General features: G+C 47.1%; 8 protein-coding genes, 17 tRNA genes and 3 rRNA genes. 21 read left to right on the forward strand and 7 right to left on the reverse strand.

The features are described from left to right. Nucleotides 1-103 precede the first annotated feature (103 nt). Nucleotides 104-850, forward strand: coding sequence for a type I methionyl aminopeptidase (map, locus tag ACUC6J_RS02385; RefSeq protein WP_013369117.1), 747 nt, complete (start codon nucleotides 104-106; stop codon nucleotides 848-850). A 388-nt stretch (nucleotides 851-1,238) separates the two neighbouring features. Here map and ACUC6J_RS02390 read toward each other — a convergent pair whose 3' ends face one another. Then, entirely contained in the window at nucleotides 1,239-1,505 is a 267-nt protein-coding gene (locus tag ACUC6J_RS02390; RefSeq protein ID WP_397308267.1) for an SDR family NAD(P)-dependent oxidoreductase, read from the reverse strand. A gap of 638 nt (nucleotides 1,506-2,143) precedes the next feature. Between ACUC6J_RS02390 and ACUC6J_RS02395 the strand changes: the two genes are divergently transcribed. From ACUC6J_RS02395 to ACUC6J_RS02490, 20 genes are all read left to right on the forward strand, one after another. Beyond that, nucleotides 2,144-3,697 (forward strand): 16S ribosomal RNA (locus tag ACUC6J_RS02395). 393 nt (nucleotides 3,698-4,090) lie between these two features. Beyond that, a 23S ribosomal RNA gene (locus ACUC6J_RS02400) occupies nucleotides 4,091-7,015 on the forward strand. A gap of 149 nt (nucleotides 7,016-7,164) precedes the next feature. Then, nucleotides 7,165-7,281 (forward strand): 5S ribosomal RNA (rrf, locus tag ACUC6J_RS02405). Together the 16S, 23S and 5S rRNA genes with 17 tRNA genes alongside form the textbook arrangement of a ribosomal RNA operon. Before the next feature lie 80 nt (nucleotides 7,282-7,361). Further along, nucleotides 7,362-7,437, forward strand: a tRNA-Ala gene (locus ACUC6J_RS02410). A gap of 4 nt (nucleotides 7,438-7,441) precedes the next feature. Further along, nucleotides 7,442-7,517, forward strand: a tRNA-Asn gene (locus tag ACUC6J_RS02415). Nucleotides 7,518-7,520: 3 nt separating this feature from the next. Then, a tRNA-Ser gene (locus ACUC6J_RS02420) sits at nucleotides 7,521-7,612 on the forward strand. Nucleotides 7,613-7,631: 19 nt separating this feature from the next. After that, a tRNA-Glu gene (locus ACUC6J_RS02425) sits at nucleotides 7,632-7,703 on the forward strand. Between the two features lie 9 nt (nucleotides 7,704-7,712). Further along, nucleotides 7,713-7,788 (forward strand) — tRNA-Val (locus ACUC6J_RS02430). Between the two features lie 29 nt (nucleotides 7,789-7,817). After that, a tRNA-Met gene (locus tag ACUC6J_RS02435) sits at nucleotides 7,818-7,891 on the forward strand. A 25-nt stretch (nucleotides 7,892-7,916) separates the two neighbouring features. Continuing rightward, nucleotides 7,917-7,993, forward strand: a tRNA-Asp gene (locus ACUC6J_RS02440). A gap of 13 nt (nucleotides 7,994-8,006) precedes the next feature. Next, nucleotides 8,007-8,082, forward strand: a tRNA-Thr gene (locus ACUC6J_RS02445). 4 nt (nucleotides 8,083-8,086) lie between these two features. Continuing rightward, nucleotides 8,087-8,172, forward strand: a tRNA-Tyr gene (locus ACUC6J_RS02450). A gap of 102 nt (nucleotides 8,173-8,274) precedes the next feature. Continuing rightward, nucleotides 8,275-8,349: transfer RNA gene (locus ACUC6J_RS02455), tRNA-Gln, on the forward strand. Between the two features lie 4 nt (nucleotides 8,350-8,353). Further along, nucleotides 8,354-8,429 (forward strand) — tRNA-Lys (locus ACUC6J_RS02460). Nucleotides 8,430-8,441: 12 nt separating this feature from the next. Then, a tRNA-Leu gene (locus tag ACUC6J_RS02465) sits at nucleotides 8,442-8,522 on the forward strand. Nucleotides 8,523-8,533: 11 nt separating this feature from the next. Further along, nucleotides 8,534-8,608 (forward strand) — tRNA-Gly (locus ACUC6J_RS02470). A gap of 5 nt (nucleotides 8,609-8,613) precedes the next feature. Then, a tRNA-Arg gene (locus ACUC6J_RS02475) sits at nucleotides 8,614-8,690 on the forward strand. Nucleotides 8,691-8,702: 12 nt separating this feature from the next. Beyond that, a tRNA-Leu gene (locus ACUC6J_RS02480) sits at nucleotides 8,703-8,782 on the forward strand. Nucleotides 8,783-8,789: 7 nt separating this feature from the next. Next, nucleotides 8,790-8,866 (forward strand) — tRNA-Pro (locus ACUC6J_RS02485). Between the two features lie 8 nt (nucleotides 8,867-8,874). Next, nucleotides 8,875-8,945: transfer RNA gene (locus ACUC6J_RS02490), tRNA-Gly, on the forward strand. 801 nt (nucleotides 8,946-9,746) lie between these two features. Here the strand turns inward: ACUC6J_RS02490 and ACUC6J_RS02495 are convergent. From ACUC6J_RS02495 to ACUC6J_RS02520, 6 genes are all read right to left on the reverse strand, one after another. Beyond that, on the reverse strand, nucleotides 9,747-11,033 hold the full coding sequence (locus ACUC6J_RS02495; RefSeq protein WP_447249695.1) for a DUF418 domain-containing protein: 1,287 nt from the start codon (nucleotides 11,031-11,033) through the stop codon (nucleotides 9,747-9,749). Between the two features lie 212 nt (nucleotides 11,034-11,245). After that, nucleotides 11,246-14,056 carry a M14 family metallopeptidase gene (locus ACUC6J_RS02500; RefSeq protein WP_447249696.1) on the reverse strand — a complete coding sequence of 937 codons (2,811 nt, stop codon included), beginning with the start codon at nucleotides 14,054-14,056 and terminating at the stop codon, nucleotides 11,246-11,248. 110 nt (nucleotides 14,057-14,166) lie between these two features. Beyond that, the gene (locus tag ACUC6J_RS02505) at nucleotides 14,167-15,177 is read right to left on the reverse strand and encodes an LCP family protein (protein WP_250248597.1); all 1,011 of its coding nucleotides are present in this window, start codon (nucleotides 15,175-15,177) and stop codon (nucleotides 14,167-14,169) included. Nucleotides 15,178-15,224: 47 nt separating this feature from the next. Beyond that, on the reverse strand, nucleotides 15,225-15,923 hold the full coding sequence (locus tag ACUC6J_RS02510; RefSeq protein WP_031462720.1) for an SGNH/GDSL hydrolase family protein: 699 nt from the start codon (nucleotides 15,921-15,923) through the stop codon (nucleotides 15,225-15,227). Nucleotides 15,924-15,950: 27 nt separating this feature from the next. Further along, nucleotides 15,951-17,759: an acyltransferase family protein gene (locus ACUC6J_RS02515; RefSeq protein WP_447249697.1), complete on the reverse strand. Its 1,809-nt coding sequence runs from the start codon at nucleotides 17,757-17,759 to the stop codon at nucleotides 15,951-15,953. A 184-nt stretch (nucleotides 17,760-17,943) separates the two neighbouring features. Continuing rightward, nucleotides 17,944-19,089: a hypothetical protein gene (locus tag ACUC6J_RS02520; protein ID WP_193191407.1), complete on the reverse strand. Its 1,146-nt coding sequence runs from the start codon at nucleotides 19,087-19,089 to the stop codon at nucleotides 17,944-17,946.

The raw sequence follows: 19,089 nt of genomic DNA on the forward strand, positions 1-19,089 counted from the left end.
CAATTGACATCGGTTCCATTTCACTGCTTTTAGCGTTACAATAGAAGCAGAAAAAAGAAGCAGTGAAAAGTGGAACGAACATGGATAAGAAGGAGAACATTTAATGATTATCATTAAAACCAAAGAACAAATTGAAAATATGAAAAAAGCTGGCGAAATTTTGGCTGCTTGCCACCGGGAAATTGCTAAAATGATTAAGCCAGGTATTACGACACTGGAAATTGACGCCTTTGCAGAATCATTTATGAAGAAGCATGGCGCAACGCCGGAGCAAAAGGGTTATAACGGCTACCAGTTTGCAACTTGTGGTTCCCCTAATGATGTGATTTGCCACGGTTTTCCGAACAAAACACCATTGAAGGACGGCGACATCGTGACGATCGACATGGTTGTGAACCTGAATGGCTGGCTGGCAGATTCCGCTTGGTCATATGCGGTGGGGAATGTGTCTGAGCAGGCCCAAAAGCTGTTGGACGTTACCAAAGAGTCTCTGTATAAAGGGATTGAGCAAGCTGTTGTTGGTAATCGGATCGGGGATATTTCCCATGCGATCCAAACTTACGCGGAAGCGGAAGGCTTCTCGGTCGTACGCGAATTTATTGGGCATGGCATCGGGGAAGAAATGCATGAGCAACCGCAGGTTCCGCATTACGGACCTCCGCACCGTGGACCACGCTTGAAAGAGGGCATGGTCATTACAATTGAGCCGATGCTCAACACAGGCACATACCGCAGTAAAATTGATGCGGACGGCTGGACCGCACGTACGTTGGACGGTGGTTTGTCGGCACAATACGAGCATACGCTGGCAATTACAGCAGACGGTCCTATCATCTTGACCCAGCAATAAAAGCAGGCATCCATCAGTAACCTACAGACTAGCGAACTAAATGAGTTAGACCTATTACAGAAAAGAGGCTGTCCAGAGGACAGTCTCTTTTGCCACGTGCATTCTAAAAAGAATTTTCTGACGCGGATTTGATTCTGTTAATGGCCCCATATCCCCGTTTCTGCATGTAGTGAGGATGACCGGACTGACAGCCTATAGAAGAAGGTCGTTTTTCTGATGAAGAAAAGACGAACCTGGCACTGAGGTACGGGGGATATAGGGAAATGCTGACGGTGATGGGAAAGCGTATATGTGAAATGTAAAGGATTCTTTTTTGGGGTAAGTAATTTTAAAAAGCACCAAGCCGCCATCAATCGTTAACGTAGATCCAATTATATAGGAAGTTTCGTCAGAGAGAAGCCAAGCGATACCTTTTGCAACTGTTAAAATCGCCAGATGGCTTCAATTGGTACAAATACAGCATAACTGCTAGCACTCCTTGATATTCAACTGCCCTATTAGGGTGTCGTGGAGCTACAGGATTGATACGAATGCCTTGACTTGCATAATCAAGCGCAGTTGCATTGGTAAGACTTTGAATTGCATGTTTTGATGCCACGTAAGCACCGTATGCCAGAAATGCTTTCAGACCAACTATTGAAGAAACGTTGACAATTGATTCTCTGTAAGCATTTGTTGGATCTCAATTTTCATGTTTCAATATACACCTGAATGCATTAATTTTTATGGTACTCAAAAAGGAAGGTCATTACCCTGACTTTAGCTAATGCTGCTTGCTCTAAAGCACCGCCTACATTATTGATCGCCCACTCTAGGAGCCCGTAATATACCTAATCGCTATGCGTGAAAAGCATTTTTCAAGTGCAATAGATCCAGTCAAATACTCACGATAATTATAATGAAGAAAAACAAATTCAAAAGTTTGATGGATACAGTAGTAGAGCCGACTTTCAAAAATCAGTTAGCGGTATTTAATTGGTATTTTTTACATGTTGTAATCAGTAAAGCAAAGTGGTATATTATTTGAGCTGACAATAAAACAGCCGTTTCAAAAGAGAATAAGCAGGGTGAAATGATCTTCGAAAAAAGAAAAAAATAACCCTTGCATTTTTGAAATGAACATGATATGATCTTATAGCTGCTGAAAAACGCAGTGAAAAGAATTTGATCTTTGAAAACTGAACAACGAGTGAGTAAGTTGATTTTGTTCGCAAAATCAAACAAAGAGATATTTTATCTCGTCAGTTTCAAAATGAGCTAATCGCTCTTTCTATAACCAACTTCGGTTGGTATTTAATGGAGAGTTTGATCCTGGCTCAGGACGAACGCTGGCGGCGTGCCTAATACATGCAAGTCGAGCGGGGTCAGTTAGAAGCTTGCTTCTAACTGACCCAGCGGCGGACGGGTGAGTAACACGTAGGCAACCTGCCCACAAGACAGGGATAACTACCGGAAACGGTAGCTAATACCCGATACATCCTTTTCCTGCATGGGAGAAGGAGGAAAGGCGGAGCAATCTGTCACTTGTGGATGGGCCTGCGGCGCATTAGCTAGTTGGTGGGGTAATGGCCTACCAAGGCGACGATGCGTAGCCGACCTGAGAGGGTGATCGGCCACACTGGGACTGAGACACGGCCCAGACTCCTACGGGAGGCAGCAGTAGGGAATCTTCCGCAATGGGCGAAAGCCTGACGGAGCAACGCCGCGTGAGTGATGAAGGTTTTCGGATCGTAAAGCTCTGTTGCCAGGGAAGAACGTCTTATAGAGTAACTGCTATAAGAGTGACGGTACCTGAGAAGAAAGCCCCGGCTAACTACGTGCCAGCAGCCGCGGTAATACGTAGGGGGCAAGCGTTGTCCGGAATTATTGGGCGTAAAGCGCGCGCAGGCGGCTCTTTAAGTCTGGTGTTTAATCCCGAGGCTCAACTTCGGGTCGCACTGGAAACTGGGGAGCTTGAGTGCAGAAGAGGAGAGTGGAATTCCACGTGTAGCGGTGAAATGCGTAGAGATGTGGAGGAACACCAGTGGCGAAGGCGACTCTCTGGGCTGTAACTGACGCTGAGGCGCGAAAGCGTGGGGAGCAAACAGGATTAGATACCCTGGTAGTCCACGCCGTAAACGATGAATGCTAGGTGTTAGGGGTTTCGATACCCTTGGTGCCGAAGTTAACACATTAAGCATTCCGCCTGGGGAGTACGGTCGCAAGACTGAAACTCAAAGGAATTGACGGGGACCCGCACAAGCAGTGGAGTATGTGGTTTAATTCGAAGCAACGCGAAGAACCTTACCAGGTCTTGACATCCCTTTGACCGGTCTAGAGATAGACTTTTCCTTCGGGACAGAGGAGACAGGTGGTGCATGGTTGTCGTCAGCTCGTGTCGTGAGATGTTGGGTTAAGTCCCGCAACGAGCGCAACCCTTATGCTTAGTTGCCAGCAGGTCAAGCTGGGCACTCTAAGCAGACTGCCGGTGACAAACCGGAGGAAGGTGGGGATGACGTCAAATCATCATGCCCCTTATGACCTGGGCTACACACGTACTACAATGGCCGGTACAACGGGAAGCGAAGGAGCGATCTGGAGCCAATCCTAGAAAAGCCGGTCTCAGTTCGGATTGTAGGCTGCAACTCGCCTACATGAAGTCGGAATTGCTAGTAATCGCGGATCAGCATGCCGCGGTGAATACGTTCCCGGGTCTTGTACACACCGCCCGTCACACCACGAGAGTTTACAACACCCGAAGTCGGTGAGGTAACCGCAAGGAGCCAGCCGCCGAAGGTGGGGTAGATGATTGGGGTGAAGTCGTAACAAGGTAGCCGTATCGGAAGGTGCGGCTGGATCACCTCCTTTCTATGGAGAATCGTTTCCTGCGATGGAAACATTCAAATCAGCAGGTACACGTACCTGTGACTGGATATTCGATTTGGTTCATCACGTTCGTGTGAATGAAATGGATATCCTGAACTTACTCACTCGTTGCTCAGTTTTGAGAGTTCAAACTCTCAAGTTTCGACGAATGTTTCATTCACACATCGTGTGGAAACGAAATATTCATCGGGCTTCGCTTCGACGAAGCGAATTGCACCTTGAAAACTGGATACCGAAACGAAATTGCGTTTTAGAATATTCCTTTAAGCTGATCTTGTGTAAACAAGTGAAATAAAGGTAGCTGCCTTGAATTTCATTCACACGTAAGTGTTGAACCGAAATCCAAAGCAAATCGTATTTACGATGTAAATACTAGGTTAAGCTACAAAGAGCACACGGAGGATGCCTAGGCGCCAGGAGCCGACGAAGGACGTGGCGAACAACGATAAGGCCTCGGGGAGCTGTAAGCAAGCTTTGATCCGGGGATGTCCGAATGGGGAAACCCGGCTGTCTTCATCGACAGTCACTACTCACTGAATACATAGGTGAGTGAGAGGCAGACCAGGGGAACTGAAACATCTAAGTACCCTGAGGAAGAGAAAACAATAGTGATTCCGTCAGTAGCGGCGAGCGAACGCGGATTAGCCCAAACCAAGGAGCTTGCTCCTTGGGGTTGTGGGACGTCTCACATGGAGTTACAAAGGAACCGGTTAGATGAAGAGGTCTGGAAAGGCCCGCCAGAGAAGGTAAAAGCCCTGTAGTTCAAAACCCGTTCCCTCCGAGACGGATCCCGAGTAGTGCGGGGCACGTGAAACCCCGTATGAATCCGGCAGGACCATCTGCCAAGGCTAAATACTCCCTGGCGACCGATAGTGAAGCAGTACCGTGAGGGAAAGGTGAAAAGCACCCCGGAAGGGGAGTGAAATAGATCCTGAAACCGTGTGCTTACAAGAAGTCAGAGCCCAATTTAGGGGTGATGGCGTGCCTTTTGTAGAATGAACCGGCGAGTTACGTTCCCGTGCAAGGTTAAGGTGAAGAGCTGAAGCCGCAGCGAAAGCGAGTCTGAATAGGGCGAATGAGTACGTGGACGTAGACCCGAAACCGGGTGATCTACCCCTGTCCAGGGTGAAGGTGCGGTAACACGCACTGGAGGCCCGAACCCACGCATGTTGAAAAATGCGGGGATGAGGTGGGGGTAGCGGAGAAATTCCAATCGAACCCGGAGATAGCTGGTTCTCCCCGAAATAGCTTTAGGGCTAGCCTCGGAAAGAAGAATCGTGGAGGTAGAGCACTGATTGGGTGCGGGGCCCGCAAGGGTTACCAAGCTCAGTCAAACTCCGAATGCCATAGATTTAGTTCCGGGAGTCAGACAGTGAGTGCTAAGATCCATTGTCGAAAGGGAAACAGCCCAGACCATCAGCTAAGGTCCCCAAGTGTGTGTTAAGTGGGAAAGGATGTGGAGTTGCACAGACAACCAGGATGTTGGCTTAGAAGCAGCCACCATTGAAAGAGTGCGTAATAGCTCACTGGTCGAGTGACTCTGCGCCGAAAATGTAACGGGGCTAAACACACCACCGAAGCTATGGCTTGATGCTTGCATCAGGGGTAGGGGAGCGTTGAATGCGGGTTGAAGGTGTACCGGAAGGAGCGCTGGACTGCATTCAAGTGAGAATGCCGGTATGAGTAACGAAAAGATCTGTGAGAATCAGATCCGCCGAAAGCCTAAGGGTTCCTGAGGAAGGTTCGTCCGCTCAGGGTAAGTCGGGACCTAAGGCGAGGCCGATAGGCGTAGTCGAAGGACAACAGGTCGAAATTCCTGTACCACCGTAATCCGCCATGAGCGATGGGGTGACGCAGTAGGGTAGTGACGCGGACTGATGGATGTCCGTCTAAGCAGTGAGGCTGATGTGTAGGCAAATCCGCACATCGTAAGGCTGGGCTGTGATGGGGAGCGAAAATTATAGTAGCGAAGGTCATGATCTCAGACTGCCAAGAAAAGCCTCTAGCCAGGAGAAGGTGCCCGTACCGCAAACCGACACAGGTAGGCGAGAAGAGAATTCTAAGGCGCGCGGAAGAACTCTCGTTAAGGAACTCGGCAAAATGACCCCGTAACTTCGGGAGAAGGGGTGCCTCGGTAGGGTGAATAGCCCGAGGGGGCCGCAGTGAAAAGGCCCAAGCGACTGTTTAGCAAAAACACAGGTCTGTGCGAAGCCGCAAGGCGAAGTATACGGGCTGACGCCTGCCCGGTGCTGGAAGGTTAAGGGGAGTGGTAAGCCTTCGGGCGAAGCTATGAACCGAAGCCCCAGTAAACGGCGGCCGTAACTATAACGGTCCTAAGGTAGCGAAATTCCTTGTCAGGTAAATTCTGACCCGCACGAATGGCGTAACGACTTGGGCGCTGTCTCAACGAGAGATCCGGTGAAATTTTAATACCTGTGAAGATGCAGGTTACCCGCGACAAGACGGAAAGACCCCATGGAGCTTTACTGCAGCTTGATATTGAATTTGGGTACGATCTGTACAGGATAGGTGGGAGCCGTTGAACCTTGAGCGCCAGCTTGAGGGGAGGCATCCTTGGGATACCACCCTGATCGTATCTAGGTTCTAACTTGGTACCGTGATCCGGTACGAGGACAGTGTCAGGTGGGCAGTTTGACTGGGGCGGTCGCCTCCTAAAGAGTAACGGAGGCGCCCCAAGGTTCCCTCAGAATGGTTGGAAATCATTCGAAGAGTGCAAAGGCAGAAGGGAGCTTGACTGCGAGACCTACAAGTCGAGCAGGGACGAAAGTCGGGCTTAGTGATCCGGTGGTACCGCATGGAAGGGCCATCGCTCAACGGATAAAAGCTACCCTGGGGATAACAGGCTTATCTCCCCCAAGAGTCCACATCGACGGGGAGGTTTGGCACCTCGATGTCGGCTCATCGCATCCTGGGGCTGAAGTAGGTCCCAAGGGTTGGGCTGTTCGCCCATTAAAGCGGTACGCGAGCTGGGTTCAGAACGTCGTGAGACAGTTCGGTCCCTATCTGTCGTGGGCGTAGGAAATTTGAGAGGAGCTGTCCTTAGTACGAGAGGACCGGGATGGACGTACCGCTGGTGTACCAGTTGTTCCGCCAGGAGCACCGCTGGGTAGCTATGTACGGAAGGGATAAGCGCTGAAAGCATCTAAGCGTGAAGCCCCCCTCAAGATGAGATTTCCCAGTATGTAAGACCCCTTGAAGACGACGAGGTAGATAGGTTGGGGGTGGAAGTGCAGTAATGCATGGAGCTGACCAATACTAATCGGTCGAGGGCTTATCCTAAGATAAGACGCAATGAGTTTCGGATCCAGTTTTCAGGGTGTAACCTTGAAGGTATGTAGAAGTACATACGACAAGCGTATGGCTATTCATTCACACAATCCGTGATGAACCGAATAACCTTACGGAAGAATTTGCGAGGCAAATTCATGTTTGGTGGCGATAGCGGAGGGGTTCCACACGTACCCATCCCGAACACGACCGTTAAGCCCTCCAGCGCCGATGGTACTTGGACCGCAGGGTCCTGGGAGAGTAGGACGCCGCCAAGCATAAGCCCCTTCTCTGGGGATTTTTTTTCGCCTGTAAGACTGACCTCTATATAGTCAGAATTAAGTGTTATGTCTAAGATGGGGCTATAGCTCAGCTGGGAGAGCGCCTGCCTTGCACGCAGGAGGTCAGGGGTTCGATCCCCCTTGGCTCCACCAATATTCCCTGATAGCTCAGTTGGTAGAGCACTCGACTGTTAATCGAGTTGTCACAGGTTCGAGTCCTGTTCGGGGAGCCATATGGAGAGGTGTCCGAGTTGGCCGAAGGAGCACGATTGGAAATCGTGTAGGCGCCAAAAGCGTCTCGAGGGTTCGAATCCCTCTCTCTCCGCCAGCTCTTATAATAGATATGTGGCCCGTTGGTCAAGGGGTTAAGACACCTCCCTTTCACGGAGGTAACAGGGGTTCGAATCCCCTACGGGTCATAGTAGTATGGAGGCTTAGCTCAGCTGGGAGAGCATCTGCCTTACAAGCAGAGGGTCGGGGGTTCGATCCCCTCAGCCTCCACCATTAATAGTATTAAGAAATACCTTTGATGTCGCGGGGTGGAGCAGTTCGGTAGCTCGTCGGGCTCATAACCCGAAGGTCGTAGGTTCAAATCCTGCCCCCGCAATTAATTTCCTGTTGGAAATGCCTCTGGAACTGTGGTGTAGAGGCCTAACATGCCTGCCTGTCACGCAGGAGATCGCGGGTTCGAATCCCGTCAGTTCCGCCATTTAATTTAATATGCCGGTGTAGCTCAACTGGTAGAGCAACTGACTTGTAATCAGTAGGTTGGGGGTTCAAGTCCTCTCGCCGGCACCATTTTGGAGGATTAGCGAAGTGGCCAAACGCATCAGACTGTAAATCTGCTCCCTTACGGGTTCGGTGGTTCGAATCCATCATCCTCCACCAGTTTTATTGCCATGGTGGTCGTGACGAATGGGTTAACGTACTGAATTGTGGCTATGGCATTTGTGGGTGCAAGTCCCATCAATCGCCCTGTTGAATACATAATGGGGATTAGCCAAGCGGTAAGGCAACGGACTTTGACTCCGTCATGCATAGGTTCAAATCCTATATCCCCAGCCATTAAGAGCCATTAGCTCAGTTGGTAGAGCACCTGACTTTTAATCAGGGTGTCGAAGGTTCGAGTCCTTCATGGCTCACCATTATCATTGTATGCGCGTGTGGCGGAATTGGCAGACGCACTAGACTTAGGATCTAGCGTCTTTGACGTGGGGGTTCAAGTCCCTCCACGCGCATACCTGTTTTTGCGGACGTGGCTCAGCGGTAGAGCATCGCCTTGCCAAGGCGAGGGTCGCGGGTTCGATTCCCGTCGTCCGCTCCATATTTGCGCCCTTAGCTCAGCTGGATAGAGCGTTTGACTACGAATCAAAAGGCCGGGAGTTCGAATCTCTCAGGGCGCGCCATTAATTTCATAAGCCGGTGTGGCGGAATTGGCAGACGCGCGCGACTCAAAATCGTGAGGGAAACCGTGGAGGTTCGAGTCCTCTCACCGGCATCTATTTCGGGATGTAGCTCAGCTTGGTAGAGCACCTGGTTTGGGACCAGGGGGTCGCATGTTCAAATCGTGTCATCCCGACCACTTTTTTTGCGGGTGTAGTTCAATGGTAGAACTCCAGCCTTCCAAGCTGGTAGCGTGGGTTCGATTCCCATCACCCGCTTTATATAGATGAAAGAAGAGATGGCTTATGCCATCTCTTCTTTTTGTATTTATTAAGCTATCGTTTCCCGTTAGATTACGACCGCTTATAATAGCTCTTCTTATTAATCCAGTTAATGCACGGGGCGGACCTTGGTTAATATTTATTTTTTGCTCTAAAAGGTTTGTAGAAGGCACGAATGTCCTGAGCTAAAAGCTCAGGCTCTTCCATGGCAGTAAAATGCCCTCCGCGAGCGATTGAAGTCCAGCGAGTTACATTTAGGTTGCGCACGCCCATTCTTTAGGCGTTAACAATATATCTGCTAGGAATAGTGCAATTCCGGTTGGCACTTTTATGTAGCTCAATGGCGGCAAAGAATGTGAATTTTCATAATACATACGTGTAGTAGGTGGCTTCATGGTCTTATGCGAAAAATAAGGGTCATAAAATGAGTTCAATGTACGATATCTTTGTTCAGCATCTGAAGCAGTCAGGAGTGTCCGATAGGAGCGTATTGGATGGATAAGAAAACAAAGACTATATAGCAGCTTAGAAAAATCAGCGAGACAAGAAGAATTCAGAAAACAGTCAAAGAAATCCTAATTACGATACTGGGTGTTGCTAAAACGGCGGGGATAAGCCCCCCGGATAATCCGGGGGAAAATAGCAAGGAATTAGTTCCTTCCTGATAACTCTGTTCAATGATTATCTTATTACCCTAGTTAATCTAGACACCTTCTGTAGGCTTTTTATACAGATAGCGAACTTTTTATCTTGTATCTTTTTTGATTAGTCCGTTATATAGAGTATCAAGAAGGCTATCTACTTTACAGTTTGTGAGACTGGTTGGGTAGAGCTGAACAATCGGCCAAAGCGGCGCATCAATCCTTCAAGCGGACCAACAGCACGCTGAGCAATCAATAATCCCAGCAGTAGTGTTGCAACTGCGATCATTACGTTGCCGAAAGGAATTCCATCCAGACTGTGCCCAATCTTTGTCAGATCAAGAATCCACACCACTACAAACTGAAAGGCATACATGGTCAGGGCGACACGTCCGACTGCTGCGAAAGGCATTAATACAGCGGAAGTTTTTTTGGATACGAGGCACGTAACTCCCATTACCAAAAATGAAATTCCTAATCCTATCATCGTCTGGAATGTCGAAGCGGTGTGCGGAGCCGTTCCCAAAAGGAGCTGCCACATCGGTGATTCCGTATTAAGAGGCCAAATTGCGTATTCATCCGGCTGTACAGGAGCAGTTCCTTGCACACTTATCAGCCATTGTTCAAAGTGAAGATTCCAATTCGGAAGCACAAAAGCGGCCATTACTTTGCCAATAACAAGCATAACGATACCGCTGCCTGCGAGTGAGAGGGCTGTACGTAATCTGGTGAGGTCAACGCGGCCAATGGCCATACCAGCAACAAATGCAGGAGTCAAGGCGAGGGCAGACATCGGACCTCCCGCGATATCACCAAGAAGATAAGCTTTTGAGAAAATGCTTGATCCAAGAATCATTAGCGGCGGGGCCGTTACGAGCAAAACTATTGCTGTTGTAACAATGGTGCGGGTCGAACGACGAAATAACATGAGGGCCAACACAAACATAGCTGCATAGGCAGGCAAAATGATGCCGTATGAAGTGTTCAGCATAATAAGCAAATAACCAATAATATCAACAAACACCGCACGGGCCAGCATTCGTGCACGAAAAGCGGTCGCCTCTGCTCCCCGATCCATCATACGCTGTCCCATAATAGAATAGGAGATACCGCCGCACAACACAAATAATAGGGTGGTATTTCCGGAAACAATTGCAGAAACGCTTGGATTTGATCCGAAATGCTGCAAATACATTCCCAGCACGGCCAGTCCGCGCGCAGCATCAAGCGCAACGAGACGTCCTTTGATGCTGTGTGTCTTTCTCCGTGGCTCTGTCACAGAGCTTTGGGGGAGATTATCGGTTTCTGTACTGTCGTGAGATGAGGTGGTCCCTGATGTGTCCACTGCTTTATTATCCATGTTATTAGCAACCGGATCTTCAATCTTTGTGTCCCCCTCATATTTTCTGACAGATCTGCTTGTCAGTTTGATGCTACTTAGCAAATTACATTCCTCCCTAAAATATTGAATTCATACATTCCATAAATCCCTGTTGTGAACAGGATTCATTTCACGTTCTAATCCAAATATAGCCTTCAGATGTCGCTAAAATTTGATCAAGTTGTAAACAAAATGTCACAGAGGACAATAACCCTTATCACAAAGACAACCTTACTCACGGCTGATAACCGGAATAAGGTTGTTTGCAAAATCATTCAGGGTTTGCTGGGAACGGCATTGAAAATCGAATTGGCCAGTAGTCGGAATTGATGCTGCGGATGAGCGCCATTGGTTAGATCGTTGGAGAAAACTGTGATATTCTTTTTGTTTTCCATATAGGTGAAGGCCATGATCTTTCCTCTTGCAGCATCGTGACCTGGCCACCAACCTGCTTTGAAGAAGTTTTCTTTATTGCTAATGGTTGCAAGAACTTTTGCGGCTTTAGGTAGCTTCGTAATGTAAGAACCTGTAACGGTGTAGAAATATTCTTCGTTATCGTAAGGGGCTGTAATCACATGATCCTGTTGGACATTCGCCAGGAAGACCCCTTCGTATCTTTCCCATGTCGGTCCAGCAAACGCAAATTGAGGAATCCAGTTTTTCACGTTACCCATCCCCATATTCCCATAAGCAATGTATGGCTTTCCTTTCTCAACAAGTTTGTCGGAATCGAATGTATTCACGAGCACATCGGCAAGCTGCTGATCATCGGTCACTTTAAAGCCGAGATTTTTGAGCACATAAGCTGGTTCGCCGAGAGCGGCTACCGTAGAAGGTTTAAGAACTTTGCCAACGGGTTTGTTATTGCCGAATGCCGTGACATCAAGATAGTATTTTGACACCAGCGGATGCAGATCATCATAGGCCACTGCAAAGTCACCCGCTTCATATCCTGTTCCGCTTTTGGATAGCATCGTAACCACTTTGCCGGATTTAAGTAATTCATTGACCGTTTTGATGGCATCGTTATTGGTGTTTCGGATTAAAACATAGGCAGAATCATTCGGCAATGATGTGGCCGGAATCGATACGGAAGTCACCGGAGTCGTTTTGCCCGCAAACACGCCGGCTTCTCTAATCACATCACGTTCAAATCCTCGCATGACGGGAAAGTCCTGCACAATCTCGCCAGCTACGGAAGCATAATCTGAGACGTTAATACCGTCATATAAAACCATGTTTGCAATGCCGTGTTTAGCCTGATGCATATTTATGATAAATGAACCCGCAGGGTAGGTCTTGCCAGCAGTACTTACAGTCTCTGTCGAGCGTTCAACCGTTACTCCATTGCGGATAAGATACTCAATCATCCGATAGGCTTCCAGCGGATTTTTTTGAAGACTTTTATCGATCGGCAAAACGTAATACTCAGGAAAAAAATTCTCATTACCGTGACGGGGGCGACCAATGACTTGATTTTTTGCATTGACTAGATACCGATCTACGGATCGATCATCGATATTGTTGATTCCACGTTCATATACTTTTAGCTGGTTCAAAAATAACTTTTCTTTCTTTTGCATAACAAAATCAGTTGCTGCAGCGACACTATAATACAATGCTTTGGTCGACTCTTCATTCGATTCAGGTGTTTCCAGCGTATGTCCCATTGCACCATGGTGCATGGCGAAGACAGCTGTATAGGCTGGAGACGCATCGTCCCATCCTGAAGAAGTCCCCTTGGAAACATATTTAGGATTTTCAACTGTTTTACGATGTTCTTCATAAGGAATATGGTAGTAATCATACTTCGTGTTTGCTATACCTGCTTCACCCATCGCTTTGGCCTGTTCTACCATGTTATCCATAAGTAGATCGTACTCAATATTCGGATCGTGAGGCGGTGTGGTAGGCTCGATCAGAAAATTCTTATCAAACCCATGCAGATCTAAGAAAGAAATCGGCGACCACTTGGCGATTTGCTCTGTGATACTGCGTGTTTCAGGCTGGGTTTGATATGAATTATCCCGATTTAAGTCAAAAAATTCAGCATTATAACGTTCGGTATGAACCCTTCCATCTGGATTTTCTGTATACAGGAACAGGAAAAACACATGTTCAAGCGCATCATCCATATTGAGAGTTACCGTACTCGATTTTCCATTGGACAAGGTGGTCTTGTACGTAACATTTTTATCGAGTGCCATAGTCTTAAAATAATTGATAATCGCATCAAAGCCTGGCGCTTCATTCGGATGAATATTGTTGATCCAGATGGGCACTTGATAATCTCCGAATGCGCCGGATTGAATATCGTTCTCCAGCTTTGCAGGATCATTTAGCATGGCAGGGTGAGTTACATTCTGATATTTGTCAATCGTTGCTTGATCTTTGGCAACCATAGTCATAAAAATATCGCGGCCTTCAACGGATTTGCCGATCGACAACGTTTTAATGTATCTGTCGTTTTTTTGAGCTGCCTGTGCCGTAATCGCATCAATCTCCGGCTTCAGCTCATCATAGGTACGGAAGCTGTCGTACGGGACCAACTTAATAGGTGCTTGGGCAACGGTTTTGCCGTTGACTACTGCAGCCAGTTCATAGGTTCCCATCAATGATGCGTACAGTGGACGCTGCAGACTCGGCTCGGCAAGATTCTCCGTACCATAGGTAAGACCGAAATTGATACTGGCAGTGACTTCTGCGTGTTCGGCTTTGACCTGAGTAACGGTGATAAAGGGGGCGCCATTATAACCGCGATTCTTGTACGATTTCCATTCCGATAATGGCTTACCACCATAGGTCCAGCTTATTTTCTTTATATCGGTACCCTTCGGAAGCTTAAATCTAGCCTTAATGGTTCTTTTCTTCGTCATGGATGCCACATGGCTATCCAATTTTAGTGTCGGGGTATTTTTAACCTGCGTTGAAATTATTTTTGTTGGTTCACTCTTATCGTTCAACAACGTGCTTTTTGCACGTTGCGCAGCATCAGCCATAGCCATGTGCGGAGCAGTGATCTCCAGAAGCATGGCGGCGGATATAGTTAATGCCAAGCAGAACCTTACGATCTGTTTTGTACCCATTCTTTTTCCCCCTATAGATAACCGGAAGATCATGTTATGCTCTTCTTTATTCACAAAGAGCATTTAACAGACTATTGTCCGGCAAATAAGATCTAATATATTGTCTAACCCTATTCAAAATCTGTTTTCTGCTTCTGCCCTAAAGAATTGTCTGTAATCGAATGAGAAGCGTCGGAGTTTAGGATGCTTTGCACAAATTGCTTCAAATCCGTTCGACTTTTTACATCCAGAACAGCCGCCTTGCCCACATAAGTTTCTTTTAATAGCTTCATTGGCGGTATTTGTTCATTTCCGTTTAATGTACTTTGGTACCCTACTGAAGCCAAATTCCACATATCAGAGACTGACAAATTGGTATCGATATACGGACTGATTTCCTCAAGAATAGAAGGGAATTTCATAATGGAAGTCGTTGTTTTTACCTTCTCGGCTAATGCCGTAATAAATTGCCGTTGTCTTTTTGTTCTGGAATAATCGGACATAGCATCATGACGAAAACGGACATATTGAAGCGCCGTTTTGCCGTCGAAATGCTGCTGTCCCTGTTTTAAATTAATATCATACTCATGCAGATCGGCCTTGCTTTCATAGTACATATCCTTCTCGACATAAAAATCGAGTCCGCCTACAGCATCTACGAGTTTAATAAACCCCTGGAAATCCGTGTATACATAAAAATGAACTGGCACTCCCAGCAATTCGCTGACTGCTTTCATCGCCGTATCGGGTCCATGCGTAACAGCGGTATTAATTCGATTTTTGCCGTGCCCAGGAATATCCGTATAAGTGTCTCGAAGAATCGAAAACACATGAATACGCTTATCGGTAGGATTCAACGAAACGACCATCATGCTATCGGATCGGGGTACACTGCCCTTGTTGTTCTCGCGAGTATCCACGCCCATCAGCAAAATATTTACAGGTTCGGTTCCCTCCCATTCCGGTGCTTTTAGTGCTTCGACTTTATCAGTGCTCACTTTAACAAATGGGGAGTTTTCCGGGGTTTTACTAAGTCCTTCTAACCCTTTGTAAATGGAAAAGAAATAATAAAAGATAAAGCTTACAGCAGCGACCCCAAGTAACAACGTTACAATCAATATCCTCTTTTTCCTCTGTGTCATGTCATTCTTCCTTTCCAGATTTGTAGACGCGCAGGCCCCTTTCTGTATTAAGATTTTTGCAAGGCTGCTACGAGGAGTGAAGTGTAATATCGGCTACCATCTGGTTTTAAATGGACACCATCTTTATAAAAGTATTCGTCTTTGCCTACACTGGCCGAATACCAGTCCACCACATTGACGTTGCTAAACTCATCGGCGACCTGTGCAATCGTGTCATTCACCGTGTCCTGCCATCCTTTCGGAACCCGGGTGGTGACCAAGATTACCTGTTTGGCTCCGGAAAGAGATTGCAGTACGTCGTGCAGTTGGTTTTTGCTAAACGGACCATTGGTGCCAAGTTCGATAATGACCTGGTCTCCCAGTTTGCCTTGGGCGGCCAATTCATTAATGACTTTTACAGCTTGAGACATCTGCCGGCCAACCTTACCGTCAACCGTCATCTTCGGAAGCTGCTCTTTTAAATAAGGCTCAATTCCGACCGTAACCGAATCTCCAATCATCGTGACGCCCTCGCCGTTTAAGGAAGCAGATGATTGAGCTTGTTCCCCGCTGGTGCTAGAAGCCGCACGCTTTTGTGCAGCAGTCTGCATCTTATCAAGATTGTATAGAGAAGAGTCCTTGCTGCGGGATTCGTGATCATCTGAATTTTGCTTTGCGTGCATATGGAGAACTATGGCACCTAAAAAGATAAGGATAATCATAAATCCCCATAATCCTCTTACCATCCATCCATTTTTTTTGTTCATAGCTAGTTCATCCTTTCCTTTAACATGCTAGTAGGTTTTATCTTGTTTGATAGCATCAATTAACAACGAGGCATAATACTGAGCGCCTTCTGGTTTCAGGTGGACACCATCACCATAAAATAGATCGTCCCGGTTTTCGCTGGCTGAATACCAGTCGATAAGCTGGACATTTTGAAATTCACCAGCAATTTCACGCAGATTGTCATTTACGGTATTCTGCCAACCTCTTGGTACTCTAGTTGTTATCAGATAAATTTGCTGGGAGTCCTGCAGTGAAGCCAGCAAGGACTTCAGTTGACTCTGGTTAAAAACGCCGTTGGTGCCGAGTTCAATAATGATTTTATGGCCAAGTTTACCCTGTTCCCGCAGGCCATCAAGCACATCACCTGCCTGTGACATTTGACGTCCCACCTTGCCATCAATGATTATACCGGGGAGCTGCTTTTCCAGAAACGGGGCGGCATCCAGAATAACCGAATCTCCGATCGCAGTGATCCCCGCTCCTTCTGCGGAGTGGCTTGTATTTTCAGCGGGATGATTTTCATCGGAACAGCTGCATTGTAGTTGTTCTGTCTGGACGGGGTCCCGGTTTACGGCTGCTGGTGCATCAGGTACAGGATCTGGAGCCGGTGAATTCGTCTTCCATGATGCCAGGACGAGAATGATGGCGATAACAATGACGACAAGGCCTAGCTGGCTGCCAGCGCCTGATCTGCGGAGTGATTGCAGGCCAGTCCAAAAGGTCCCACGGCGGATGGGCTCTTCGATGTATTTGTAGGAAAGACCCGCCATTATGAAACTGGCCGTCACCTGCAGAGCCATGCGCATATAGCTGGCATCATCGGTATTTACCACGGGACTTGATAAAATAATGATTGGATAATGCCATATATACAGACTGTAAGATCGCTTACCGATCCAGCTTAGAGGCCGGCAGCCGAGTAATCGTTCCAGTCGGTTGGCTGGATGAACCAGTACAGCGATAACAACCGCAGTAATGAGTGATAAATAAAGAAAACCGCCGCGATACAGCGAATCATCATACTCGTTGGTCTGAGCAATCAGGATAAACAGCATTACAATGCCCAGCACGCCAGTCATATCCAGCATGGTGCGGGATGAAGAAGATACATTGTTGCTCAGTCTCCAACTGGGCCAGACAACCGCCAGAGCCGCTCCGATCAAAATAGCAGACGCCCGCGTGTCCGTCCCGTAATACACCCTGCTCGGGTCTGTTCCGGGTTCGTATATAACGGCCATGGCTATGGCGGATACGAAGGCGCAACCCAGAATGTATAACATCAGTCTGCCTCGTCGCGGTGCAAGGCACAGACCAATCAGTAGAACGAGCGGCCAGATGACGTAAAACTGTTCCTCAATGGAAAGCGACCAGAGGTGCCCGATAGGTGAAGTCGGACCAAAGCTCTCAAAATATGAAACATGATGAAAAATGAGATACCAGTTGTTTACGTAAAAAAGCGAGGATACAAAATGGCCTTCTAATGCTTGCAGTCTGGAAAAATCGGTAATTAAAAGCCACAATGCCACTGCAGTCAGCATAAAGAGCATTGCCGGCAGTAGTCTGCGCATTCGTCTGATCCAGAACCGCACAATGGAAAAACCGTTGCGTGTCCTCCATTCATAAAGGATCTGATCCGTAATCAGATAGCCTGACAGGACGAAGAAAATCTCCACTCCTAGCAGCCCACCCTCTGCCCATCTAAGATGAAGATGATAAGCAATAACAGCAAGCACAGAGATGGCCCTTAGCCCATCCAGACCGGTCATATAACGTTTTATGGGTTGATTTAGGTGCAGATTCGGATTTTCATTCACTATGGTCCATTCCTTGTCCTTATAGGCTAATGATCTTGCTTCATTTACTATAGAAAAAAGATGTCGCGAAAGTTTGATCAACATGTAAACAAATTGTCACAACGGTTGCAAAAAGAAAAACCTTATTCCGGCTGAACAACCGAAGTAAGGTTTTTGACATCCACAAATATAGAAATCCTAATCGCTATTTCAACTCAATGATCAATGACTCCTTACTAGGAGAATCCGTTGGCGCAGTCTGCGAGGAATCCAACTGTTTTTGTCCTTGAAGTAGTACACTTTTATTGTTCGGATTCCAATACATATGCGTTGGCACAATTCCGCGATACACCGGTTCGTTGTACAGTATATTTCTTCCCTGCACCTTGGCTACGTAAGTGACATTTTGATCATACACGGTGTATGCGATATTTTTCCTGTCAGGCGAAAATTCAAAATCAAGCACTTTTTCCAAAATGACAGAGAGCTCGCCGTTTCGCTGATCATATTCGTACAATGAATTATCCGTTCCGAGAAACACAAACTGGTCGTTATTCATCCAGGCTACTGAATCTCCACCAATCTGACGCTCGTATTGAAATTCAATATTCTTTCCTGAAATCTTCCCCAGGGTTAGCACCTTTTTCTGACCTTGTTTTGCACCAAATAACTGTAGCAGTACGCTGCGGCCATCATTTGCAAGGTTAACACTCAAAAGTGTGTCTTCCTTTAGGATCCCTTTTAACTGATATTTGCTGGAAGTTTGAGACCCAACATCGTAGATGTATAGGCTATCAGCTCCATGATCAACCAGGTTTTCTACCAGGTAGCTGATATACGAACTGTTGGACGACCAGGAAACATATTGTACATAAGATTCGTTCCTGGTGCTGATCCTGTCTATTTCCTTTTCCTTGCCATCCTGCAAGGAAATAAGCTTTAAGGTTGTCTCCGAGGAAGAAGGGGAAACTTCGCAAATATATTTCCCATCGGGGGAAAGTATTGTATTGGAAGTTACCTTGTCTATTTCGGATATGACCTTGCTTTGCTCATACGGATAAGTTAAACGTTCCAGCGTGCCTCGCTTCAGTATGGTCATGGCCCCGAACGATGCGATGATGGCATCTCCAGACGACCAGCCCAGCAGCTGGCCCCGATTTGCAAAACGATCCGGAAGCCGATATATTTTTTGGACCTGAAACGGACGAGAGCTTTGATCGGTACTGGAAACTTCATTGCTGTCGGTGATGACGACAGTCTCTGTTTTTGGTTCTGAACCGCATCCTGACAGCAGTAATATCACGAGAGATACGACCAGCGGCATTACAACATATTTATATTTATTGCCCAT

The sequence above is a fragment of the Paenibacillus sp. JJ1683 genome, assembly GCF_053006485.1.

Excerpts from the sequence above, each read along its gene's own strand:
- map (WP_013369117.1), top strand. The coding sequence starts at position 104 with ATGATTATCATTAAAACCAAAGAACAAATTGAAAATATGAAAAAAGCT.
- ACUC6J_RS02500 (WP_447249696.1), bottom strand. The coding sequence starts at position 14,056 with ATGGGTACAAAACAGATCGTAAGGTTCTGCTTGGCATTAACTATATCC.
- ACUC6J_RS02505 (WP_250248597.1), bottom strand. The coding sequence starts at position 15,177 with ATGACACAGAGGAAAAAGAGGATATTGATTGTAACGTTGTTACTTGGG.
- ACUC6J_RS02510 (WP_031462720.1), bottom strand. The coding sequence starts at position 15,923 with ATGAACAAAAAAAATGGATGGATGGTAAGAGGATTATGGGGATTTATG.
- ACUC6J_RS02520 (WP_193191407.1), bottom strand. The coding sequence starts at position 19,089 with ATGGGCAATAAATATAAATATGTTGTAATGCCGCTGGTCGTATCTCTC.